The 22666-nt window shown below is 61.6% G+C and carries 24 protein-coding genes and 1 tRNA gene; 10 read left to right on the forward strand and 15 right to left on the reverse strand.

Translation table 11 applies throughout. The features are described 5' to 3' along the window. On the forward strand, positions 1 to 564 hold a 564-nt coding region (locus ACEW8Q_RS16105), incomplete at its 5' end, for a tyrosine-protein kinase family protein (protein WP_373505075.1). Here the strand turns inward: ACEW8Q_RS16105 and ACEW8Q_RS16110 are convergent. After that, entirely contained in the window at positions 561 to 1847 is a 1287-nt protein-coding gene (locus ACEW8Q_RS16110) for a GNAT family N-acetyltransferase (RefSeq protein ID WP_373505076.1), read from the reverse strand. The genes ACEW8Q_RS16105 and ACEW8Q_RS16110 overlap by 4 nt on opposite strands. Here ACEW8Q_RS16110 and ACEW8Q_RS16115 point away from each other — a divergent pair. Next, positions 1831 to 2883 (forward strand): polysaccharide deacetylase family protein, encoded by a 1053-nt coding sequence (locus ACEW8Q_RS16115; RefSeq protein ID WP_373505077.1) that lies wholly within the window; start codon positions 1831 to 1833, stop codon positions 2881 to 2883. The genes ACEW8Q_RS16110 and ACEW8Q_RS16115 overlap by 17 nt on opposite strands. A gap of 5 nt (positions 2884 to 2888) precedes the next feature. Here ACEW8Q_RS16115 and ACEW8Q_RS16120 read toward each other — a convergent pair whose 3' ends face one another. Beyond that, positions 2889 to 3098, reverse strand: a complete 210-nt coding sequence (locus ACEW8Q_RS16120; protein ID WP_373505078.1) for a DUF2842 domain-containing protein — start codon at positions 3096 to 3098, stop codon at positions 2889 to 2891. Positions 3099 to 3198: 100 nt separating this feature from the next. Here ACEW8Q_RS16120 and ACEW8Q_RS16125 point away from each other — a divergent pair, with 100 nt between their 5' ends. Beyond that, positions 3199 to 4242, forward strand: a complete 1044-nt coding sequence (locus ACEW8Q_RS16125; protein WP_373505079.1) for a COX15/CtaA family protein — start codon at positions 3199 to 3201, stop codon at positions 4240 to 4242. A 56-nt stretch (positions 4243 to 4298) separates the two neighbouring features. Here the strand turns inward: ACEW8Q_RS16125 and ACEW8Q_RS16130 are convergent, their stop codons facing one another. The 6 genes from ACEW8Q_RS16130 to ACEW8Q_RS16155 all read right to left on the reverse strand — a co-directional run bounded on the left by ACEW8Q_RS16130 (position 4299) and on the right by ACEW8Q_RS16155 (position 8843). Continuing rightward, entirely contained in the window at positions 4299 to 5576 is a 1278-nt protein-coding gene (locus ACEW8Q_RS16130) for an O-acetylhomoserine aminocarboxypropyltransferase (protein ID WP_373505080.1), read from the reverse strand. Positions 5577 to 5643: 67 nt separating this feature from the next. After that, entirely contained in the window at positions 5644 to 6210 is a 567-nt protein-coding gene (locus tag ACEW8Q_RS16135; RefSeq protein ID WP_373505081.1) for a cytochrome b, read from the reverse strand. Positions 6211 to 6290: 80 nt separating this feature from the next. Then, positions 6291 to 6824, reverse strand: a complete 534-nt coding sequence (locus ACEW8Q_RS16140) for a CoA-binding protein (protein WP_373505082.1) — start codon at positions 6822 to 6824, stop codon at positions 6291 to 6293. Further along, positions 6821 to 7246: a VOC family protein gene (locus tag ACEW8Q_RS16145; RefSeq protein ID WP_373505083.1), complete on the reverse strand. Its 426-nt coding sequence runs from the start codon at positions 7244 to 7246 to the stop codon at positions 6821 to 6823. Before ACEW8Q_RS16145 ends, ACEW8Q_RS16140 begins: the two co-directional genes overlap by 4 nt. Continuing rightward, positions 7246 to 8037 carry an enoyl-CoA hydratase gene (locus ACEW8Q_RS16150; protein ID WP_373505084.1) on the reverse strand — a complete coding sequence of 264 codons (792 nt, stop codon included), beginning with the start codon at positions 8035 to 8037 and terminating at the stop codon, positions 7246 to 7248. Before ACEW8Q_RS16150 ends, ACEW8Q_RS16145 begins: the two co-directional genes overlap by 1 nt. Continuing rightward, complete coding sequence (locus ACEW8Q_RS16155; RefSeq protein ID WP_373505085.1) at positions 8034 to 8843, reverse strand: hypothetical protein; 810 nt, start codon at positions 8841 to 8843, stop codon at positions 8034 to 8036. The genes ACEW8Q_RS16150 and ACEW8Q_RS16155 overlap by 4 nt, the downstream gene beginning before the upstream one ends. Positions 8844 to 9084: 241 nt before the next feature. Between ACEW8Q_RS16155 and rplM the strand changes: the two genes are divergently transcribed. Further along, on the forward strand, positions 9085 to 9549 hold the full coding sequence (gene rplM, locus ACEW8Q_RS16160; protein ID WP_373505086.1) for a 50S ribosomal protein L13: 465 nt from the start codon (positions 9085 to 9087) through the stop codon (positions 9547 to 9549). Positions 9550 to 9551: 2 nt separating this feature from the next. Then, positions 9552 to 10037 (forward strand): 30S ribosomal protein S9, encoded by a 486-nt coding sequence (gene rpsI / locus ACEW8Q_RS16165; RefSeq protein ID WP_373505087.1) that lies wholly within the window; start codon positions 9552 to 9554, stop codon positions 10035 to 10037. Positions 10038 to 10138: 101 nt separating this feature from the next. Here rpsI and ACEW8Q_RS16170 read toward each other — a convergent pair whose 3' ends face one another. Next, on the reverse strand, positions 10139 to 11119 hold the full coding sequence (locus tag ACEW8Q_RS16170) for a hypothetical protein (protein WP_373505088.1): 981 nt from the start codon (positions 11117 to 11119) through the stop codon (positions 10139 to 10141). 337 nt (positions 11120 to 11456) lie between these two features. Here ACEW8Q_RS16170 and ACEW8Q_RS16175 point away from each other — a divergent pair, with 337 nt between their 5' ends. Further along, a complete protein-coding gene (locus tag ACEW8Q_RS16175; protein ID WP_373505089.1) occupies positions 11457 to 11597 on the forward strand; it encodes a hypothetical protein in 141 nt (46 codons plus the stop codon). Positions 11598 to 11606: 9 nt separating this feature from the next. Here the strand turns inward: ACEW8Q_RS16175 and ACEW8Q_RS16180 are convergent, their stop codons facing one another. After that, positions 11607 to 12203 (reverse strand): c-type cytochrome, encoded by a 597-nt coding sequence (locus ACEW8Q_RS16180; RefSeq protein ID WP_373505090.1) that lies wholly within the window; start codon positions 12201 to 12203, stop codon positions 11607 to 11609. Positions 12204 to 12279: 76 nt separating this feature from the next. After that, entirely contained in the window at positions 12280 to 13461 is a 1182-nt protein-coding gene (locus ACEW8Q_RS16185) for an aminomethyltransferase family protein (RefSeq protein WP_373505091.1), read from the reverse strand. Positions 13462 to 13578: 117 nt separating this feature from the next. Between ACEW8Q_RS16185 and ACEW8Q_RS16190 the strand changes: the two genes are divergently transcribed. Beyond that, the gene (locus ACEW8Q_RS16190; RefSeq protein WP_373505092.1) at positions 13579 to 14499 is read left to right on the forward strand and encodes a LysR substrate-binding domain-containing protein; all 921 of its coding nucleotides are present in this window, start codon (positions 13579 to 13581) and stop codon (positions 14497 to 14499) included. Between the two features lie 2 nt (positions 14500 to 14501). Here the strand turns inward: ACEW8Q_RS16190 and ACEW8Q_RS16195 are convergent, their stop codons facing one another. Together ACEW8Q_RS16195 and ACEW8Q_RS16200 are read right to left on the reverse strand one after the other, a co-directional pair. Next, positions 14502 to 16310: a PHA/PHB synthase family protein gene (locus ACEW8Q_RS16195; protein ID WP_373505093.1), complete on the reverse strand. Its 1809-nt coding sequence runs from the start codon at positions 16308 to 16310 to the stop codon at positions 14502 to 14504. Between the two features lie 223 nt (positions 16311 to 16533). Next, a complete protein-coding gene (locus ACEW8Q_RS16200) occupies positions 16534 to 17184 on the reverse strand; it encodes a hypothetical protein (RefSeq protein WP_373505094.1) in 651 nt (216 codons plus the stop codon). A gap of 359 nt (positions 17185 to 17543) precedes the next feature. Here ACEW8Q_RS16200 and ACEW8Q_RS16205 point away from each other — a divergent pair, with 359 nt between their 5' ends. Both ACEW8Q_RS16205 and recJ read left to right on the forward strand, forming a co-directional pair. Further along, positions 17544 to 18848: a homoserine dehydrogenase gene (locus ACEW8Q_RS16205; protein ID WP_373505095.1), complete on the forward strand. Its 1305-nt coding sequence runs from the start codon at positions 17544 to 17546 to the stop codon at positions 18846 to 18848. Further along, on the forward strand, positions 18845 to 20641 hold the full coding sequence (gene recJ, locus ACEW8Q_RS16210) for a single-stranded-DNA-specific exonuclease RecJ (RefSeq protein WP_373505096.1): 1797 nt from the start codon (positions 18845 to 18847) through the stop codon (positions 20639 to 20641). The genes ACEW8Q_RS16205 and recJ overlap by 4 nt, the downstream gene beginning before the upstream one ends. 11 nt (positions 20642 to 20652) lie before the next feature. Here the strand turns inward: recJ and ACEW8Q_RS16215 are convergent, their stop codons facing one another. Beyond that, complete coding sequence (locus tag ACEW8Q_RS16215) at positions 20653 to 21999, reverse strand: calcium-binding protein (protein ID WP_373505097.1); 1347 nt, start codon at positions 21997 to 21999, stop codon at positions 20653 to 20655. Between the two features lie 164 nt (positions 22000 to 22163). Here ACEW8Q_RS16215 and ACEW8Q_RS16220 point away from each other — a divergent pair. Beyond that, positions 22164 to 22238: transfer RNA gene (locus tag ACEW8Q_RS16220), tRNA-Glu, on the forward strand. 242 nt (positions 22239 to 22480) lie between these two features. Here the strand turns inward: ACEW8Q_RS16220 and ACEW8Q_RS16225 are convergent. After that, a partial coding sequence (locus ACEW8Q_RS16225; protein WP_373505098.1) for a hypothetical protein occupies positions 22481 to 22666 on the reverse strand: 186 nt, incomplete at its 5' end.

Below are 22666 nucleotides of genomic sequence, written 5' to 3' on the forward strand. Positions count from 1 at the left end.
CGCCGCGAACTCGACGTGCGGCGCATCGGCATCACCTCCCTCGGCGGCGGCGCTGCGGATTCCTGTGTTGCCGCCCTTGCCCTGGCGCGCAACATCGCCATCACCGGCAAACGCGTGGCGCTGGTCGACCTCGCCCGCACCGGATCCTTCATCGGCGCTCTCTGCTCAGTGCCGATGGGCCCCGGCATCACTGATCTTGTCAGCGGTTCCGCCGACTTCACGAAGGTCATCAGCCGCGATGCGCGCTCGCCCGTGCATGTGCTCCGCTACGGCCTCGATCATTCACCGCGAGCCCATACCCTGCTGCTCGAACGCGCCGAGAGTGTCCTTGGTGCACTGGCCCAGTCCTATGATTTCGTGATCGTCAATCTCGGGGAAGCCTCGGAGGATACGCCCATCCTCCTGCACAAGTGCGAAGGCGCCCTGCTGCTCTCGCCCGCCGCACGGCTTGGCGAAGTGACAGCCGCCGTGCAGACGCTGCTTGATACCGGCCTGACCGCCGCCCAGCATGTGATGATCGGACCGGTGACGACAGCGGCCCAGCAGCACGCCGTCCTGGCTTAGGCTGGCCCGGCCCGCAACAGCTGCCGCACTGCTGTCGCGGCGTTCATCAGGGCAGGTGTCCGCTTCACCGTCCGCTTGGCGGCGAGCCGCAACGCCTCTGCCGCCGTCCACATAAGTCCGCGCAGATTGACCGCCGACAGGATGATCGAAAGGTCTATGACTTCATCGGCCCAGATCTGCTTGTAGGCGGCATCGCCCGCTGACAGGTCAAACCGCTGGAGGCCGGCGGCGCAACAGGCGGCAATGGTCCGCCGAAGGGCGATTTCGCCCGGCGAATGCCTGCGTTGCGGCCCTGGCGCAAGTGACGAGATCAGGGCCCAGTAGCCATTGCGGTGGAGGCCACCCAGCATGACCGACAGCACCTCGCCATCGAGGGCCAGCCGGTAGGGGGCAAGGATCGGGTCGGCTTCGTCCTGAAGGGCGGCGAGGCGATGGATGAACTGGCGTTCGGCCGGACCGAAGGCTCCGTGAATGCCCTTTTCGCCCAGCCGCTCCTCCTGGTGGCGGAACATCGTGTCGATCAACGCATGCAGTTCCGCCTTGTCATTCGGGAGGCCGAAGGCGAGATCGCCGGCGCGCGACAATGCGGCTTCGTTCTTGCGGGCTGTGCGCTTCCGGGCCGATCCATGCGTCCGGGCATGGAGGGCATCGTAGTCGCGGTCGAGGCTCACCGAGAACGACGGATTGGCCCCGCGCATATTGAACAGTGCCGCCATGGGGTGCGGCAGGCCGAAGAACTGGACCGGATTTTCGGTCAGCGCTACGGCATCGATGCCACCGGTCGATGCGATGATCCCGCTCCAGTTGGCTGCAAACCAGGCCTCAGCTTCGGGAGCGAAGCCGGGATCGAGCAGGGGATAACCATAATTGTGATGAGGCGAGCCCAGCCATTCGAGCACCCTCACGCCAAGGCGTTTCCGGATCTGCAGCGGCACGAGGATGCGGAGGCTGCCTTCAACATGAGCCGTCACGATGAGAGGTTGAACGTGCCTTGCCTGCCCCACCGTTTCGATCCAGGCGCGGCACCAGAGCGAGTTCTGATAGAGTGTCCCGAGCGCTGTCGCCTCGAATTCGCGCCACGCCGGGAGAATGGCGTCGATGTTGCGATGGATGGTCACCGTGGTTGCCGGTGAATGGTTCATGCTGACCGGGCGCGGGGCGGCAGCCGTCTTGCGGCGCGCAGGGCCGGCCTGGCGGGGCGCAACGGTTCCTTCATGCCCGGCGCGATAGGCTGCACCCGGATTAGAAGCATTCCGGACGGTAACAGTGCCGAGCGCAGCCATCTTCAAGACCACACTCGATCTGCTGTACTATTCTGGCGCATCGGCTGCGTTGGGTCCTGCATTTGCGGGAAGCGGTGCAATTTTCATGCTGCACCATGTGTTTCCGGGCGGTGGCTTCGCGCCAGGCTTTGCCCCCAACCGCGGTCTTGAGATCACGCCTGACTTTCTCGATCAGGTCATCGGAATGCTGAAGGCCCGCGGTTTCGATCTCGTTAATCTGGACGAGGCAGCACGCCGCCTGAACGGAGGTGGACGCCGCTTCGCCGTCTTCACGCTCGATGATGGTTACCGGGACAACCTTGTCCATGCGCAACCCGTCTTCGCCCGGCATGGCTGCCCCTACACGGTCTATGTCGCCCCCGCGATTGCCGATGGCACGTGCGAACTCTGGTGGCGGGGGCTTGAGTTGGCCATTGCCCGGAACAACAGGGTCGAGGCTGCGATCGGCGGGGAAAAGCTTGTGCTGCCATGCGCTTCGGACGCGGAGAAGTGGCAGGCATGGCACCGCCTCTACTGGCCCGTCCGCCTTCTCGAGCAGCATGAGCAGCGGCGCTGGATCAGTTCCTTTTGCGGAAACCATGGAATCGATCTCATGGCCCTGTGCCGAGAAGCGGCCATGACCTGGGACGAGATCAGGCAGATCTCCAGGGACCCCCTCTGCACAATCGGTGCGCATACCGTCAATCACTTCAATGTGAAGGCGCTGCGGCCGGACGAGGCCTTCGATGAGCTCGATCTCTCCGCCCGGCGTATCGCAGAAGAGACTGGAAAACGTCCGCAGCACTTCGCCTTTCCCTATGGCGATGAGACATCGGCGGGGCCCCGTGACTTCGACCTGGCCCGCAAGGCCGGCTACGCGACCGCCGTCACAACCCGCAAGGGCATGCTTTTTCCTGCGCACAAGGACCATCTGACGGCCCTGCCGCGTTTCTCGCTCGCGGGCGAGTACCAGAATATTCGTTATGTGGAGACATTGCTCTCAGGCCTGCCCTTCGCGCTTCTGAACAGGTTCAAGCCGCTGAACGTGGGCGAGTAGAAGTCTCAGGCCGCGTCGGGCTTCACCATCCAGCGGATGATGGCCATCACCACCGGCAGCCAGAGCAGACCGGCCACGATATAGAAAGCCAGTTCAATCACCGGCCCCCGCCCCACGGCCACCTCGCCGCCCACCGCCATTGCGACGAGGGCGTAGACGATCACGAAGGCAACGACGGAGATCGTGCCGATAGCTTTGCGGGTCCGCTGGGTCATGCGCGTTGATCTAGGCTTCGCGGCAGGCTGCCGCAAGGGCGGGGCACTGCGGCGCTTCATCACTTGAAGGGGGCTCTCGGGAACCGTATCTCGCGCAGTCATGGAGACTCCCAGTTCCTATCAGACCTCCGCCTTGCCCTATGTCAGGGGCTGGCTCTTTGCTGTGGCGGCACTCGTCTTCTGCATGGTTATCGTGGGCGGCGCCACGCGGCTGACCGACAGCGGCCTCTCGATCACCGAGTGGAAGCCGCTTCTGGGCGCGATCCCGCCCTTCACCGAGGCACATTGGCTCGAGGCCTTCGAGAAATACAAGCAGATCCCCGAGTACCAGCTCGTCAACAAGGGCATGAGCCTCGACGAGTTCAAGCTCATCTACTGGTGGGAATGGGCGCACCGGTTCCTCGGGCGCTTCATCGGCCTCGCCTTCTTTCTCCCCTTCGTCTATTTCGCCGCCACCGGCGGCCTGACGCTGAAGACCATGCTCCGGTGTGCCGTCCTCTTCGTGCTGGGCGGGCTTCAGGGCGCCCTCGGCTGGTACATGGTGTCGTCTGGCCTCGTTGACAGGGTGGATGTCAGCCAATACCGGCTCTCGGCCCATCTCACGTTGGCGACTGTCATCTTCGGAGCCATTCTCTGGGTCGCCTATGGACTGGATCGCAGCCGCCGCGCGCCCGATGGCGGGCGTGACTGGATGGCCGTGCTGATTGTTGCTGTCGTTGTCATTCAGGTGGCGGTGGGCGGCTTCGTGGCCGGGCTCGACGCAGGGTTCGGCTACAACACCTGGCCCCTGATGGATGGCGAGATCATCCCCAAGGGTTTGTTCGTGTCCGAGCCCTGGTGGCGCAATCTTTTCGAAAACGCCATGACGGTGCAGTTCAATCACCGGCTTCTGGCCTACGTCATCGCTGTGATGGTGGCGGGCTATGCCTACGTGGTGCAGACCAGGTCTGCCATGCTCGTGCTGGTGGCTGTGGCGCTGCAAGTGGCGCTCGGCGTGTGGACCCTGCTCTGGGCTGTGCCCTTGTGGCTGGGACTCGCACATCAGGGCGGGGCGCTGATCGTGCTCGCAGCGGCGATTTGGAACCTCCACGTCGTGCTTCGCATGCCGGCGGAAGCAAGCGCATTGCAGACTGCGCGGGCCTGAATGGCAACCGGCCGGGCATTGAACTCGGCCGGCTTCATTCTGCAATCACGAAGGTCTTACGAGATCGCCTGATCGATGTCGGCGATGATGTCTTCCACATCCTCGATGCCGATCGACAGGCGGACGACATCTGGCGTGGCGCCCGCAAGCTTCAGCTGATCGGCGCTGAGCTGGCTGTGCGTGGTCGAGGCGGGGTGGATGATGAGCGAACGCGTGTCGCCGATGTTGGCGAGATGCGACAGCAGCTTCACCGACGAGACCGCTTTCACGCCTGCCTCGTAGCCGCCCTTGAGGCCGAAGGTGAAGACCGCACCCGCGCCCTTCGGGCAGTACTTCTTCTGGAGCGCATGATACTTGTCGTCGGGCAGGCCCGCGTAGTTCACCCACGATACATTCGGATGCGTCTTCAGCCATTGCGCCACCTTCAATGCATTGTCGCAATGACGCTGCATGCGGAGGCTCAGCGTTTCCATGCCGGTGAGGATGAGGAACGCGTTGAGCGGGGCGATCGACGGCCCAAGATCGCGCAGGCCCAGCACGCGGCAGGCGATGGCGAAGGCGATGTTGCCGAAGGTCTCATGCAGCTTGAGGCCATGGTAGGAGCCGTTGGGCTCGGACAGCAGCGGATAGCGCCCGGACTTCGACCAGTCGAAATTGCCGGCATCGACGATGACGCCGCCCATCGAGTTGCCATGCCCGCCCATGAACTTGGTGAGCGAGTGGAGCACGATGTTGGCGCCGTACTCGATGGGCTTGCAGAGATAGGGCGTCGCCAGCGTGTTGTCGACGATCAGGGGCACGCCAGCGGCCTTGGCGATCTTGGAAACCGCAGCGATATCGGTGATACGTCCTCCCGGATTGGCGACCGATTCGATGAAGATGGCCTTGGTCTTGGGGCTCATGGCCTTCTCGATCGAGGACATGTCGTCGGCATCGGCCCACACGACATGCCAGCCGAAGGACTTGAAGGAATGGCTGAACTGGTTGATCGAGCCGCCGTAGAGCTGGCGCACTGCCACGAACTCATCGCCCGGCTGCATCATGGTGTGGAAGGCGAGAAGCTGAGCCGAATGGCCAGAGGCCACGGCGAGCGCCGCAGTGCCGCCTTCAAGGGCCGCCACCTTGCCTTCGAGCGCCGACTGCGTCGGGTTCATGATGCGCGTGTAGATGTTGCCGAAAGCCCGCAGCGCGAACAGGTCGGCGGCGTGCTTCACATCCTCGAAGACATAGGCCGTCGTCTGGTAGATGGGCGTGATGCGTGCGCCCGTCGAAGGGTCGGGTGCCGTTCCCGCATGAAGCGCCAGCGTGTCGAAGCCAGGTGTTCTGTCAGCCATTGTCGTCTCCCATTGAAAGCCGGAACGGACCATAACCCGCCCCGCCTGAAACGACAATTGAAGGAAATCAATGCGGCAGCATGCGCCGGAAGATGTGGTCACCATCGACGAACTGGTGCTTCAGCGCCGCCAGCACGTGCAGGATGACCAGTGCCATCGCGGCATTGCTGCCGATCTCGTGGAGTTCCTTCGCCCACTCGCCGAAGTCTGGTCCGGCAGGTACAGCGAACAGACCGAAGACCCGCACCGCCGACATGGCTGGTTCTTCCCTCAGGAATTCCCCGAAAGCGAGCCAGCCGGTGAACGGAATGCCGATCATCAGCACGTAGAAGAGCGCATGTGTCACTTTCGAGAGCGTGACTTCCCAGCTCTTCATCGCGGCTGGGTAGGGCGGCGGTGGATTCAAGGCCCGCCAGATGAGCCGCAACAGGGTGAGCAGGAGTATCGCCATGCCGAAGCTCACATGAAGCGATGGCAGAAAGGCGGTGTTCATGAGCGCTTCAGCGGCTTCCTCGTGTTCGCCGGCTTCGATCAGTTCTTCTCCGAAGATGATCATGAAGATCAGCAGGAGAGCAGTGACCCAGTGAAGGATCATCGCGACGCCATCGTATTTCGTCCGGGAAATGTCCTGCATGTGCATACCTCTCGTTGCGCCGGCAGTTCAAGCTTGCGGACAGTATGGACAACAATCTGGCGCGCGCGCCTTGCGCTCGATCAATAAGCTTTCCGGCCCAGCCCGAGGCTCTGCATCTTGCCGCTTTCGTGCAGCGATTGCTTCTTCGATGAAATGATCCCGGAATTGCCGCCAACCCAGGCCCACTCGCCCGACAGCTTGCCGTATTCCATCTTCGGGCAGCGGTCCATGACTACCTGAACGCCCGCAGCCTCGGCCTTCGCCGCCGCGTCGTCGTTCCTCACGGAGAGCTGCATCCAGATCACTTTCGGCTTGTGCTCGAGCGCCAGTGCTTCGTCGGTGACGGGGCCTGCAGCTTCGGAGTTGCGGAAGATATCGACCATGTCGACCGGCTTCGGAATGTCGTTCAGCGTGGCGTAAACGGTCTGGCCGAGCAGTTGCTGGCCGGCAAGGCCCGGATTGACCGGGATCACCTCGTAACCCTTGTCGAGCAGGTATTTCAGTACGAAGTAGGATGGGCGCACTTCGTTCGCGGAGGCGCCCACGAGGGCGATGGTCTTCACGCTCTGGAGAATGTTGCGGATGTAGTCGGGAGAATAGCTGTCGTGATTCATGGAAGTTCGATCCGGCCTTCGGGCGATAGAGGAAAGAAGGGATTGTGCGCCACCTCCCAGAGGTGGCCATCAAGGTCAGCAAAGTAACCGGAATATCCGCCCCAGAATACGCTCTGCATCGGCTTCACTAGGCGTGCGCCGCAGGCGAGGGCATGGGCGAAGATGCGGTCGGCTTCATCGACGCTGGCGGCGTTCCACGCCAGTGACACGCCGCGGAAGCCAGGCATTTCACCCGCTTTAACATGTGCATCCTCTGCCAATGCCTGATGCCCGAAAAGCGCGAGTACCACGCCATTGGCATCGAAGAACGCGACGCTCTCGTTTCCGGCGGGCGACGCCTTGAAGCCCAGCCGCTCATAGAAGGCGCTCGATGCCACGATGTCGGACACGCCGAGCGTGATGAGGCTTACGCGCGGCGTCATCACTCGTCGTTCCATTGGGGCGGGCGCTTGCCGATGAAGGCGGAGATACCCTCCTCGGCGTCGCGCTTCAGGAGATTGTCGGTCATCACGCGTGACGTATAGGCGTATGCCTCTTCGAGCGGCAGGTCGAGCTGCCGGTAGAAAGCTTCCTTGCCGGTCTTGACCGTTACCATCGACTTCGATGCGATCTTCGCGGCCAATTCTGAAACAGTTCCGGAAAGCTCATTGGTTGTCACCACGCGGTTGACGAGGCCGATGCGGGCGGCGTGCGCGGCGTCGAAGATGTCGCCAGTCAGGAGCATCTCCATCGCATGCTTAGGCACCACGTCGCGCGACAGGGCTACCATCGGGGTTGAACAGAACAGGCCGATGTTGACGCCCGGCGTGCAGAACCTGGCGGTGTCCGCGGCAATGGCGAGGTCGCAGGAGGCGACAAGCTGGCAGCCCGCAGCACTTGCAAGCCCTGCGACCTCCGCGATCACCGGCTTCGGATGGCGCACCACCGACATCATGAGTTTCGCACACGCGTCGAAGAGCGCCGCGAAATAGGCCGCGCCCTTGTCGGGATCGGCCCGGTGGCCGGTGATCTCCTTCAGGTTATGGCCTGACGAAAACGCCGGACCATTTGCCGCCAGCACGATGACACGCACGGCACGGTCAGTCGCAGCGGCGTCCAGAGCGGCCTGCAGGCCAGCCATCATCGCTTCGGACAGGCTGTTGCGGGTCGCGGCATCATTGAGGGTGAGGCGGAGCACGCCCCCCTCGAGATCGGAAAGCAGAAGGTCCGTCATTCTTCCTCGATATCGAGCTGCTTCAGCTTCGGTCCATAGTCGGGATCGGCCATCAGGTCCTCGATCACCTTCTTGTTGTTTTCGGATGGGATCATGGCCTTCAGCGCATTGACCATGCGGTCCTTGATGTCCTGCGCCAGTTCCGTGTCGGACTCGATTTCCGAAATCTGCAGGAGGAGATCGCTCGTCTGGTCGTCCGCCACGCTGCCATACATCACGCCGAGTGTCGTGATCGCGAGGTTCCACTCGGTGACATTGGCAAAGCCTGCCGCCTTGATGTCCGCCTCGAAACTCTTGCCCTCCGGCGTCTGGTCCACGAAATCCTGCAGGTTCGCGTACTGGTCGAGATCCGAATTGGCGTACTTGTCCCTCGCGAGAAGGTAACTGTCGAGTGCCCGCTTGGCGAGGTCTGGCGTGAGCTCGATGGTTTCGATGATGGGGATCTCGCCAAGACTCAGTTCCTCGTCCGGCGAGTCGCCATCGTCGGTCGCAGGCTCGTCGGGATTGACCTGGCCGCCATCCTCGGTTTCAGGGCCGGCTTGCGGCATGGCAAGGTCTGGCGCCACGGCCGGCGGGGGAGGAGCCACGGCAGGTACTTCGCCTGGAGGAGCAGCCGTTGCGGGCAGTTGGTCCATTGGGGAAGCGCCTTCCGGTGTTGGCCCCGGAATCTCCAAAGGCGGCGCGGCTTGGGCCAGTCTGTAGGGGTCACCGACAAGTGAAAGCGCCGCTTGCGCGGTGCTCGGGCCGGACAGTGCCGCCGCCAGGGCGAGAACCGTCACGAGGTCGATGCGAACTGTCATATTCATTACCCCTGCTGGATGTGAATCTATGCCATGGCACCCGAAGGGGAAAGAGACATTTCGGCGAGAGGACGAATGCTTTGCGGTTGAATGCGGTAACATAATACCTCATCGTAAAATCTCTCGATTTACGAGGGTTTTTCTTGACAGTGCAGGGGTCTCCGCCTAATCGGAGCGGCATTGAGCGGGGCTCCGGGATATCCTTCGGCGCCCTTTATCTTTGACCCGTAACACCAGAGACAATCAGATGACAACCTATTCGGCGAAAGCCAAGGACATCGTGAAGGACTGGGTGCTGATCGATGCGGAAGGCCTCGTTGTTGGCCGTGTCGCCGCCATCATCGCCAACCGGTTGCGCGGCAAGCACAAGCCGACCTTCACACCCCACATGGATTGCGGCGACCACGTCGTCGTCATCAATGCCGAGAAGATCCACTTCACCGGCAAGAAGCGCGAGCAGAAGAGCTACTTCCATCACACGGGCTTCCCCGGTGGTATCAAGGAGCGCAATGCCGGCAAGATCCTCGACAGCAAGTTCCCCGAGCGCGTTCTCGAACTCGCCGTGAAGCGCATGCTTCCCGGCGGCCCGCTGAAGCGCCAGCAGATGACGCATCTCCGCATTTATGGCGGCGCCGCTCATCCGCATGATGCCCAGGGCCCCAAGGTTCTCGACATCAGGGCAATGAACCCCAAGAATGCGGTGAGAGGCTGATCATGTCCGAACGCAAATCCCTCGCAGATCTCGGCTCGGCCATGGGCATCGCCTCGGCCACGCCAGCTGCTGCCGCTCCCGCCAAGCCCAAGCTTGATGCCAAGGGCCGTGCCTATGCCACGGGCCGCCGCAAGAACGCCACCGCGCGTGTCTGGATCAAGCGCGGCAAGGGCAAGATCACCGTCAACGGCAAGCCGATCGAGACCTACTTCGCCCGCTCGGTGCTCCGCATGCTGGTGCAGCAGCCGCTGGTCACCGCCAGCCGCGCCACTGAAATCGACATCGACTGCACCGTCTCCGGCGGTGGCCTCTCCGGCCAGGCCGGCGCGGTCCGCCACGGCCTCGCCCGTGCGATGACCTATTTCGAGCCGGACCTCCGCGGCATCCTCAAGAAGGCAGGCTTCCTCACGCGCGACCCTCGCATGGTCGAGCGCAAGAAGTACGGCCACCCGAAGGCACGCCGCAGCTTCCAGTTCTCGAAGCGCTAAGCCCGTCGCTGAAATTTCAGCGTCTTTTCAAGGGGCTCCCAGCAATGGGGGCCCTTTTTCTGTCTTGACAGACTATTGGCAAATGATTGCCGACGCGGGAGCTAAAGCAGGAAGTCGTCGATGGTCAGGTTGAACCTGCCTCTCAGTTGAATTTGGAAGTCAGCGATTCCATCTCCATCGATGTCGCCTGCAATGCGGGTTTGCGATACATACGTACCGTAGCGAAGCTCGCCGGGTACCTGGGAGAAGGTTGCCTTGCCGATGAAGGTAAAGCCATCGTCCTTGTTACCTTCTATCGCATCGATGCCCGTGAGGTCGATGATGTCTGAGCCTTGTACCAAGTCCGTGATGATATCGTTTTGGTATCCCGCAACGGTGTCGGCTATGGAAGAGAAAATGAAGCTGTCTTCACCATCTCCACCAGTCAGCAAGTCCCTTCCGGAACCACCACGGATATCATCGTTACCTTCACGGCCATCGATCTTGTCATTGCGCCGTCCACCGTCCAGCGAGTTGTTCCCGCTGGTGCCGTTGATGAAGTCTGAGAACTTGCTGCCAATCGCGTTCTCAACACCGAGAAGTGTGTCAGCGCCTCCACCTCCTGTAGCGGTTCCCGCAGCAAGATCAATGCTGACACTTGCAATGGCGGACCAGTAGGCGATGGTGCCGTCGGTCGCATCGATGTCGCTGTCATCAATGATATCATCGCTTGGACCGCCATCGTACGTATTCGCGCCTTTCGCTCCACCAAGGTAATTCTTGCCGGTGCTGCCAATGATCAAATCGTCGAAGTCGGAGCCCACTGCGCGCTCAATACTGATCAGGACGTCAGTTCCAGCGCCGCCCCGTGCAAAGCCAGCACCGAGATTGATGACGACCCCAGCCGAAATGGCATCGACTGCGCCCGGGAAATACGTCCCTGCGCCTGTGTACCAGACGGTGTCTTTCCCTTGACCTCCGTTGATCGTGTCGTTGCCTTGGCTACCGAGCAGCCAATCGTCACCACCGAAGCCTGATATCGTGTCGGCCAGCAACGAACCGAACAAGACGTTATTTCCGGCATCGCCATCCACAACAGCCATAAAACCCTCCCACGCTGGACCCTATCTATTGTAACCTTTCACGGTCACGAAAAATCTCAAGCAATTGACGATTGCAAAACGCTCACGGACTTAGATTTCGGCAATTCTGACACTCGGTACAGTTTGAGTACGCCTCGGCAGACCGGGCTCTATGCCGGGCTTGCAGCATCCGGAGCTATTGCGGTTGCGGGGACACAGTGAGCCCGATGACGTGATGATCCTCGAACAGGTAGACCGCCTTTCCCGCCTGACCGACGTCGATTGGGAACGCCTGACCGATGATTAAGACTAAGGGGTTCGCATCGTCGCCCTCGATCTACCCACATCATTTGCCCTGATGTCCCCTGCACGCGATGAATTCACCGACCGCATCGTCGGTGCGATCAATGATCTCATGTTCGATGTCCTGGCCGCCGTGTCCCGGATTGACTATGAAGATCGCCGCCGCGGATGGATGCGGCAGCTATTCCCGGCCTGATGCGCCGGGTCAGGGGCTCTTCAGTGTGTCGAGATAGGCGATGATGGCGGTCACCTGATCCGGCTCGAAAGTGAATTCCGGCATCTGCTCGTGTCCCGTCATGATTCCCTCGGCCAACGCTTCTTCCAGCGCCGCAGGTTCGTACTTCTTCACGACGTCGCGGAACGGGGGCGCCTTCGGTTCGGCCGAGGCGCTTTCCATGTCGATGGCGTGACAGCGTGCGCAGTTGACGCGCAGCAGCTCGTAACCAACGAGAATGGGGCTGTCTCCGACCTTGGCGCCTTCGCCGAGGCTCATCACGAAGGCGGCGAGCGCTTCGGCCTGCGGCTCCGTCACCTCCCAGTCCGGCATCAGCGGATGGCGGACCGCGAGGCCCTCCATGAATCCGTCGATCAACTCGTACCGGTCAAAGTCCTTGTACATTTCGCGGAAGGGCATCGCATCGGTCAGCGGGCTTTCACCCGTGGCCTCGATATTGTGGCAACGGGTGCAATTGATGTCCGAGAGCTTCCGGCCCTCTGCAATGAGCGCAGCCTCGTCCTGCGCGAAGGCGGGCGTGGTCAACAGGAGCAAGGCCAGTGGCAAGGTGAATCGCATGATGTGCATTATGCATTTTTCATGCTCTTCCGGATTGATCGGTGTCAATCCCGAAGACTGGCCCGAAGGGACCCCGCTGTTTCCGTCACCTCGGTGGAATGGTCTTGTCGAGGCCGCGCGGGATCGCCTTGTCCTTGTCATACATCGGCAGCTCGACGATCCGGGCAGCATTGAGGTTTCCATCGCGCGTGCGTACCGTTACGGCAGCAGTGTTCAGATGCCCTGCGTTGGTGAGCCTGATGATGGCGGTGCCGCATTTGAGCAGCGGCGACCAGGCGGCCGCGGTGACCCGCCCGATGATCTCGCCGCCGGACATGACTTCGCCTTCGATATAGGGCTCTCCCGCATCGCATTGAAGGCCATGGAGCAGGATGCCCTTGTCAGCATCGCCTAAGGCCTGCTTGCCGATGAAATCGGGTTTCCTCATATCGACGAACGAGCCAAGCCCCGCCTGATAGGGGTTCATCGTCTCGTCCATGTCGGAGACATTGTTGAGAATGCCCGCCTCGATCCGCCGGATGTCCATGGAATCGAGGCCGCAGACCGTCATCCCGAAGGGCTTGCCGGCCGCCTCGACGTGATGCCACAGGGCCTCGCCATCGACCGGCGCCTCCTCGGGGAGGGTGTAGAATTCAAAGCCCACCTCGCCGGTCCATCCGGTACGGGAGACCAGCACCGGCTGGCCGCCCATCGTGGTGCGCGCCACCGAGAAGTAGCTGAAGTTCTCCGGGAGGCCGGAGTCCGATGCGGCCGCCAGAACATCGAGCGCGCGTGGCCCCTGCACCTGCGCAACCCAGGACTTCGGATCACGGATGCTGACGTTCATGCCCTGGGCCTGTGCCACGAACCAGGAGTAGACCGGGCCTTCCGCCTGCACGTACCAGAAGCGGTCGGGCGCCAGCCGCATGAGAATGCCATCGCACAGGATGCCGCCATCGGGATAGAGTAGCAGGCCATAGCCCGCACGGCCCGGCTTCAGTGTCGAACAGTTGCGTGTGAAGAGCTTGTTGCAGAAGGCTTCGGCATCGGGTCCCACGATCTCGGTCGGGCGCTTTCCTGTGTCGACGAGGCCGGCTTCGCGGCGCTGCTTCCAGTATTCCTCAAACCGGTCACCGCCCTGGTCGACCGCCATCAGGCGGCCGTTGTAGACGCAATACTTGGCGCCGCGTTCCTGATGGAGCCGGTGATAGGGGCCGCCCCAGATGCCATAGTTCCAGCCGCCTTCGCCGAACGAGGCGACCACGTTGCGCTTCAGAATCGTTCCCATGGAATCTTACCCTCTGGCTTGTCCCCGGTTCCGTCCAGGGCTTCATATTCCGTAGACTTGACTTTTTCGGACGACAAGCGACAAAAATGCGCCGAAATACATTCCTGAGGGTTATGAATGGATCGAAAGCTGCTGCCCCCGCTGTCCACGCTCCTGGCCTTCGAGGCTGCGGGGCGTTTGCAGAGCTTCACCCTTGCGGCACGCGAACTGAACATGACGCAGGCAGCACTGTCGAAGCAGATCCAGCGGCTGGAGGCCGATGTCGGATCGCGTCTCTTTGTCAGGGCCCATCGCGCCGTGCACCTGACCCCGGAGGGGCGCGAATATCTTCACACCGTGGTCACGGCCCTCACGCATATCAGCCACGCCACGCAGGAGCTGCGGCCCGCCGCGCCAGCACAGCGCTTGGTCGTCGCGGTTGACCATTCGGTTGGCGCCCTCTGGCTGATGCAGCACTTGCAGGCGCTGCTCGACGGCATGCCCGGCACGACATTCCACTTCGTCGTTTCGGATTCCGAAGACCGGTGCCTGTCAGAGGAAGTCGATGTCGCCATCCTCCACGGCGAGGACCGCCTTCCGCTTCACGACAGCATCCGGCTGTTCGATGAGGTGGTGTTCCCGGTGTGCAGCCCGGCATACTTGAAAGGGGTGCCTGAGGTTCGCGAGCCCCGCGACCTGCTGAACGTGCGGCTGATCGATCTTGAGGACGATAATTGGACCTGGATCAACTGGCGCATATGGCTCACCGACCATGGCGTCGGATTGCCGGCCACCCACAGGGCCCTGACGATCGGAAACTATCCGCTGGTGCTCGAAGCCGCCCGCCGCGGCGCCGGCATGGCGCTGGCCTGGCAGAACCTGATCGAAGACGACCTCGCGAGCGGGCGGCTCATCAGGCCGCTCGCCGAGCAGGTCCACACCCGATTCGGCTACCAGCTCGCCTGGCCGAGGTCGCGCCCGCAGACGCGGCAGGCCGCATCCTTCATCAACTGGGTTCTTGAACGGTACGGGATCGGCAAGATCATATCAGCGCCTTGAGCCTATTCCGCCCGGGTTCTTACATAGCTTCCCGGCGCGTCCTCGATCACCGCCAGCTTGCCGCTGCCGGGCGTGGGGGCGGGGACGAGCGGGCCGGATTTGTCGGATATCCACTTGGCCCAGTCCGGCCACCATGACCCGGCGTGCTCCGTTGCGCCCTTCAGCCATTCTTCCAGCGTCGGCGACCACTTCTCGTTGGTCCAGTACTGGTACTTGTTGGCATCCGGCGGATTGACGACGCCTGCGATGTGGCCCGACCCCGACACGACCAGCCGCGTCGGCCCGCCCATGTAGCGGCCCACGCGGAACACCGACTGCAGCGGTGCGATGTGGTCTTCGCGCGCGGCCAGATTATAGACCGGCATCTTCACCTTCTTGAGGTCGATCCGCACGTTGTCGAGCACCATCTTGCCCTGCGCCAGCTTGTTGGCCATGTAGCATTCGCGCAGATAGAACGAATGGACGCCCGCCGGCATGCGGGTCGAATCCGCATTCCAGTAGAGCAGGTCGAAGGGCATCGGGTCCTTGCCCAGCATGTAGTTGTTGACGACGTAGGACCAGATCAGGTCGTTGGAACGCAGCAGGTTGAAGGCATCCGCCATGCGGGTGCCGGGCAGGTAGCCCTTGTCCGCCATGCGGCCCTCGATCCACTTCACCTGTTCCTCGTCGACGTAGACGAGCAGGTCGCCAGCCTTCTCGAAATCGACCTGCGTGGTGAAGAAGGTCGCGGCATTGACGCGCGTATCGTTCTGCGCCGCCATCCAGCCGAGCGAGGCTGCGGTCAGCGTTCCGCCGATGCAGTAGCCGATGACGTTGACCTTCGGCGCGCCCGTTGCGTCCTGCGCGGCTTTGATCGCTTCGAGGAATCCCTCGCGCATGTAGTCGGAGAAGCTCTTGCGCGCCTGGTTCTCGTCGGCATTCACCCACGACACGATGAACACGGTGAGGCCCTGGCCCACCGCCCATTTGACGAAGGACTTCTTCGGGTTGAGGTCGAGGATGTAGAACTTGTTGATCCACGGCGGGAAGATGACCAGCGGATATTCGTAGGTCTGCGGCTTGGTGGGGGAATACTGGATCAGCTCGAACGTGGCATTGCGGAACACCACCTTGCCGGGCGTCATCGCGATGTTCTTGCCGATCTCGAAGGCCGACATGTCGGTCTGCTTGATGCGCAGGCGGCCGTCCGGCGTCTGCATGTCCTCGGCGAGGTGCTTCAGGCCTTCGATCAGGTTGGCGCCGTTGGAGGACAACGTCGTCCGCAGCACCTCCGGATTGGTGAAGGCGAAGTTCGACGGAGAAATCGCATTGGCGATCTGCTCGACGTAGAAGCGCGCCTTGTGGCGGGTGTGCTCGTCCACGCCATCCGCGTTCTTCACCAGCTCCTGCGCCCAGTTGGCGGAGATGAGGTAGAACTGCTTGAGGAAATCGAAGACGGTGTTTTCCTGCCAGTCCTTGTCCTTGAAGCGCTTGTCAGCGCGGGTGGGCTCGGCCACGGGTTGCGCGGGTTGGCCCAGCACCTTGGCCCAGGTGTTCTGCCAGAGCTGCGTGTAGGAGTTCCACAGCTGCATCTGGGCGTCCATCAGCTTCTGCGGGTCGCTCATATAGGCCTGCGCCACCGCACCCAGCGTCTTCGACACCTGCTCCATGGGGGTGAGCTGGGTTTCAGCCTCCTGCAGCGTCGGCTGCGGCCGCTCCGCCACCATCCGGGCAATGCCCGCCGCCTGCTCGAACACCTTCGCCATGTTCTGCGCGAACTGCACGGGGTCGGCGAGTTGATAGTTGGAAGGAACCTGCGGCTTCTCGGTCATGGCCTGCTCTTGAACGGCGAATATGGCGGCAATGTAAAGGGGTTGGAGGGAAAGGCCAATTGGTATTCGGGAGGGGGAGGCATCGGGCAAGTGATTTTCGTGGGCAGGGGTGGTGATATCCTCCCGCGGGAAGCGAACCCAGGCATCATCTGAAATGAGTATTGCCAGCGCCGATTTGAAGTAGGAGGTTGGAAGAGCTTATGTGCCGTTTGAAATAGGTCGCCTACCGCTTTGGCCTCATTTCGGTCATTAGGTATTCTCGAATCATAAACTGCGTTTTCCGCATGAATTCGGAGTCGTCGCGCACTTCATCAATGGTTTTCACAATACCTGTTGGTGGTTTTCGAGAGTCTCCAAAGAACGGGATAATCGATATGATGTTGCCCTTGCCACAGTTAAATTTCGCGTGGGCGTAGAAGTTCCTCAATGTGCTGCATGTGCGAAATTTTTCACAGAGAATAGTCAGGTCCTTTCTCAAATCGGAGTTTTCCGGTTGTAGGTTCCGAATAACCTCAAGTAGAGAAATTTTAGTCGAAGTTGATGGGAATGCACCGAGCGTCACTATGGCGTCACTTCCAGTCAAACCGGTCACTTTTGCATATACCTGCGGAATATAGCTCTCCATAAACACCGCAGACGTGATGATATAACCTACTTCTATTGCAAAAGCTGGATTCCCCAGAACGCCTCCAGCCGCATTGTCATCAACGTAGTCTCCTTCAAAGTAAGGTAGTCTAAGATAGTGATAATGCTTACAATGGGGACAATCTACTGTCTCAATTGGAAGCCCACGCAGACCTGACTTTCTGGGAATGTCTAGGCCGGTGAAGAACTCTAAGTTTGTGGTCGTGCATCGCATCATCACCTTAGCCATCTAGCCCTCGCGACTAAGAGTAAAAATCATATGCAGAAATCAGCAATGCCTCAACCATCACCAATAGCTAATTAACAAACAAAACCATAGTCCAGTTTCAATCATGGAGGTGCATGAGAGTACGGGACGGACTTAACATCACGAATGTCAATAGTCTTGTTTCAGTCTAAAACGGAAACGCAGTATAGACAGCGTGTGTAAACTGAATCAACATCAGTCTGGAAAAGCCACAAGTATTTGATTTTAAATACATTATTCGAGATATTCGGAAAGGGAGTCCCCTTCCTTGCCATCCCGCCCGGTTCCCGCCATAAGACGCGCCACGTTGAGGAAGATTCATCTTTAGAGGCGGGTGCCACATGGCGACATCATTGCGGCTGGGGATTGCGGGGCTGGGAACGGTCGGCGGCGGGGTGCTGGACATTCTGGCGAAGCACCAGGCGCTGGTGACGGCCCGCGCCGGACGGCCAGTCGAAGTCGTGGCGGTGAGTGCGCGCAGCAAGGGCAAGGACCGCGGTCACGACCTCTCCAAGCTCGCGTGGCATGACGATCCCGTGAAGCTCGCGGGCGACGCGAACGTCGATGTCTTCATCGAACTGATGGGCGGCGAGGGCGATCCGGCCAAGGCGGCGGTCGAGACGGCTCTGAAAAACGGCAAGCACGTCATCACCGCCAACAAGGCGCTGCTGGCCCATCATGGTTCGGCGCTGGCACGGCTGGCCGAGTCTCAGGGCGTGGCGCTCAATTTCGAGGCCTCGGTGGCGGGCGGCATCCCCATCATCAAGACCATCCGCGAGGGGCTTGCGGGCAATACCATCGGCAAGCTGTTCGGCATCATGAACGGCACCTGCAACTACATCCTCACCAAGATGGCGAACGAAGGCCGCAGCTTCAACGACGTGCTTAAGGAAGCGCAGGATTTGGGATACGCCGAAGCCGACCCGACGTTTGACGTGGGCGGCTTCGACACCGCGCACAAGCTGGCGGTGCTGACGTCTCTCGCCTTCGGAGCGGAAGTGAACCTCAAGGCCATCGACATCGAGGGCATCGAGGCGATCACGCTGGACGACATCCGCAATGCCTCCGACATGGGCTACAAGATCAAGCTGCTGGGCGTTGCCGTGGCGAGCGAGCAGGGGATCGAGCAGCGCGTTCACCCGACGCTGATCCCCAAGGGTTCGCCCGTGGCCGACACCGATGGCGTGTTCAACGCCGTCGTCGTGAAGGGCGACTTCGTGGGCGACCTCATGCTGGAAGGCCGAGGTGCTGGCGCGCATCCCACGGCCTCCGCCGTGCTCTCGGATATCGTGGATATTGCGCGTGGCAACCTGAGGCCGGCCTTCGGCATTCCGGCAGCACAGCTCAAGGCCTACAAGGCCGCACCGCAGCGCGCCCACGAGGGCGGCTTCTACGTAGCACTCCAACTGCAGGACAAGCCGGGTGCCGTGGCCGCCATCGCGAGCATACTGGCCGACGAAAAAATTTCGATCGAGAGCATCTTCCAGCGCGGCAAGACCCAGAAGGACACGCCGCGCGCCACGGCCCCCTTCATCCTCATCACCCACGACACGGTCGAAAGCGCCATGCGTGCCGCGTTGGACCGGATCGAGACGGATGGCCACGTCGCCTCGCATCCGCGCATGATCCGGATCGAGCGCCTTTGATCACCGGCACGGCGCCACGCGCATTCCTCAACGTCGAGCGCTCCGCCACCGGGCGGCGCTGGAAAGCGCGGCTCGAGGATGCTCGCGTGGCGGAGGCCATCGCGCAACGCCACGAATTGCCCGAGATCGTCGGCCGCGTTCTGGCGGCGCGCGGCGTCGCCATCGAAGAGGCGGAGGCTTTTCTCAACCCGACGATCCGCACGCTGATGCCGCAGCCCTCGGCATTTAAGGACATGGAGAAGGGCGCGGCACGGCTGGCCGAAGCCATCGTTCAGGGCGAGAAGATCGGCGTTATCGCCGACTATGACGTTGACGGCGTGTCGTCTGCCGCGATCCTGCAACTGTTCCTGCGCGCGGTGGGCAGCGATTGCGCCGTCCACATTCCGGACCGGCTGACAGAAGGCTATGGCCCCAGCCAGATGGCGGTCGAGTCGCTGAAAGCTCAGGGTACGGAGCTTCTCGTCACCGTCGACTGCGGAGTGATGGCGCATGACCCGCTGGCCCGCGCGGCGGAACTGGGATTGGTCACGATCATCGTAGATCACCATCAGGCGGGCGAAGTCCTGCCCGAGGCTCATGCGGTGATCAACCCGAACCGTCATGACGATGTTTCGGGACTAGGCTATCTCTGTGCCGCGGGCGTCGTGATGATCTTCATTGCGGCGGTCAACCGCGTGCTTCGGCAGAAGGGCTGGTATGGGGCGGAGAGGCCCGAGCCCAACATGCTGCAATGGCTTGAACTCGTCAGCCTCGCCACCATTTGTGACGTGGTGCCCCTGAAGGGCCTCAACCGCGCCTATGTCACGCAAGGCCTGAAGATCATGGCGCGCCGCGAGAACATCGGCCTCGCGTGTCTTGCCGATGTCGCCCGGCTGAAACGCAAGCCCGATACTTACGCGCTGGGTTATCTTCTCGGGCCACGCATCAACGCGGCCGGCCGCATCGGCAACGCAACCCTCGCGCTGACTATGCTGACCACGCATGACAAGGGCGAGGCCGCTTCGATCGCGCAGGAGCTTGAACGCTTGAATCGCGAGCGCCAGGAGATTGAGATCGCGGTCGTCGACCAGGCCATGGTGCAGGCCGATGCCATGCTCGGCAAGGAGCGGCGGGGTTCCGTGCTCGTGGTATCGGGCAGGGGCTGGCATCCGGGTGTTGTTGGTCTGGCCGCGGCGCGTCTCAAGGAGCGTTTCAACCTGCCAAGTTTTGTTTTGGCGGAGGACAAGGAAGGACGCCTTGCCAGCGGCTCCGGCCGTTCGATCTCAGGTGTCGACCTCGGCCGCGCGGTGCGCGATGCCCTCGAGTCGGGGTTGATCGAGAAGGGCGGCGGACATGCCATGGCGGCGGGCCTCACCGTGAAGAAAGGGCGCCTCGGCGACCTTCGCGGCTTCATGGAGGAGCAGCTTGCGCCGCAGGTTGCGCTGGCGGGTGACCGCGCGCTCTCGATCGATGCGGCACTCTCCGTTGGCGGGGCTACGCTTGAACTGATCGAGTTTCTGGAACAGGCGGGTCCTTATGGCACGGGCCATGCGGCACCCGTCTTCGCGTTTCCTGCGCATCGCGTGCTCTTTGCGAGCCAGGCGGGCAGCGACCACATCCGATGCACGCTCGCCTCTGACGATGGCAGGAAACTCAAGGCCGTGGCTTTCCGTGCCATGGGGACGGAGATGGGCGAACTGCTGCTCTCCGAACGCCAGATGCCGCTTCACATCGCGGGCCGCCTGACCGTCGACGACTGGTCGGGTGCGCGCGTGCCCAGCCTGATGATCGAGGACGTGGCTAGGGTCGTCTGAGTGTGTGCATGCTAGAGAACGAAGTCGGTATCCACCAGCGAATTTACATTCCGGACTGTGAACGACATGTCTGCCTTGCCGTCGCCATCGAGGTCCGCTGCCACGATGAGGTTTGTGCCAGATTTCAGCGTCCGCAACTCGCCTGCAACATGTGAAAATGCCGTGCGCCCGATGAAGCTGAAGGCATCGTCATGGCTGCCCATGACGGCGTCGATGGCGGAAAGATCGATCACATCGCCAGCGCTGAAGTCCATTATCGTGTCTCCCGCGCATTCGGCTGCATTGAGGTAGACAAATCTATCGAGGCCACTGCCGCCTGACAGCGTGTCCGCCCCCAGCCCTCCCCGCAGCGTGTCATCGCCGTCGCCGCCCGACAGGAAGTCTTTCGCGTTTCGGCCGCTGAGCGTATCGTCGCCATCGAAGCCGCCGAGATTGCTGGCGGCGCGCGGGCCGGTCACGGTGTCGCCGGCAGAGCCTCCGTAGAACACGAGTTTCTCGAAATCGAGATAGACCACTGTCCCATCGGAGATGGTCACCGAGCCGGAAGTGGCCATCATGTCCAATTCCACACCGATCGAGGACACCGACCGGTCAAGCGTGAGCGTGTCCTTGCCGTCGCCGCCGGAGACAATCCCTCCTTCGCCGGCGCTGGCGATCACGTCATCACCACCCTGGCCATACATGTGATCGCCGCCGCCATTTCCGATGAAGAGATCTCGTCCGTCGCCGCCCTCGAGAACCTCCCTGAGCGATCCGCCGAGCACGGTGTCATTGCCGCTTCCGCCTGCGAACGACAGGCGTTCGATGCTCCAGAGCTGTGTGAGGTCGCCGATGTTCACGCCCTTGCCGCCTTGCGTGATGTCGATTCGAAGGTCGTCGGTGGACATCGTGCGGTTGAGGTTGAGGAAATCGGTGCCGATGCCGCCGTGGATGCGATCTGAGCCCTCCAACGCGGTGACGAAGATCATTTCATTGCCCGCACCAGCACGAATGAGGTCGTTGCCGCCATGTCCGTAGATCTCGTCGGCCCGGATTGATCCGGTGATGCGATCATCGCTGGTACCGCCTTCGAAGAACAGATGGTCGCTGAACGAGAAGTCGACGGTGGCATCGGTCCACCGCGAGAAGGTCCATGTGCTGGCATCAACCTCGCCAGTGCCTGCCACGTCGATCAGGATATATGTATGAGGCGTTCCGCTGTCGAAATGGATGTTGGTCGCCATTTGCACGCCGTCGAACTGCGCCGCCGCAAACTGCGCCTGCACGAACTCGAAGTTCCCGGTGAAGCCGACATAGTCGATCCCCGAAAGCACCTGGCCGCGGTAATCCGTTGTGCCGTTGACGAGAAGCGTTGTCATGAAGAATGTCCTCTCCGGAACCGCGGTGCGAAAACGTGGATGTAACCTGCAGTCGAGTTAACGCTTGGTCAATGAGGGCCGGAAACTCGCTATGTCCGCAGGCGATGTCGGGGGCTTGCCAGATGCGGCGAACCCCCCTATAGAGCGGCCACTCTGAAGTGAGGGCGCCCTTCGTCTATCGGTTAGGACGACAGCCTTTCACGTTGTAAAGACGGGTTCGATTCCCGTAGGGCGCGCCACGAATTCCATCACCACAATTGTTGTTAAAAATCAGGGCCTAGTGCGGCCTTTCGGCGATTGCTGAGTCTGAAGAAGGCGGTCAATTGAGGCTCTCGTGCTTTCAGATTCTGCAGCCGCGTGTCGCCAGGCAAGCAGCTTTGTGTGCAGCTGTCGCCCCTTCCGATGGCCGATGTCAATTTCAGACAGTATCCCTACGCGAATTCGCGCAAATCGCTTCCGCTGAGTTTAAATCGCTCGCCGATCACGCAGGATCGTGCCGGTCAGCCGCCGGCTGGGCCCCGTTCACCCGCAGGGCCTTGGGGGCCAACCGGACCACGCTCGCCTGCGGGGCCACGCTCGCCTGCAGGGCCACGCTCGCCTGAAGGACCTGGAAGCCCTGCTGGACCAGCACTACCCGCAGGGCCTTGCGGACCTGCCGGACCGCGTT

Source organism: Aestuariivirga sp., from assembly GCF_041738905.1.
Taxonomy (GTDB): domain Bacteria; phylum Pseudomonadota; class Alphaproteobacteria; order Rhizobiales; family Aestuariivirgaceae; genus Aestuariivirga.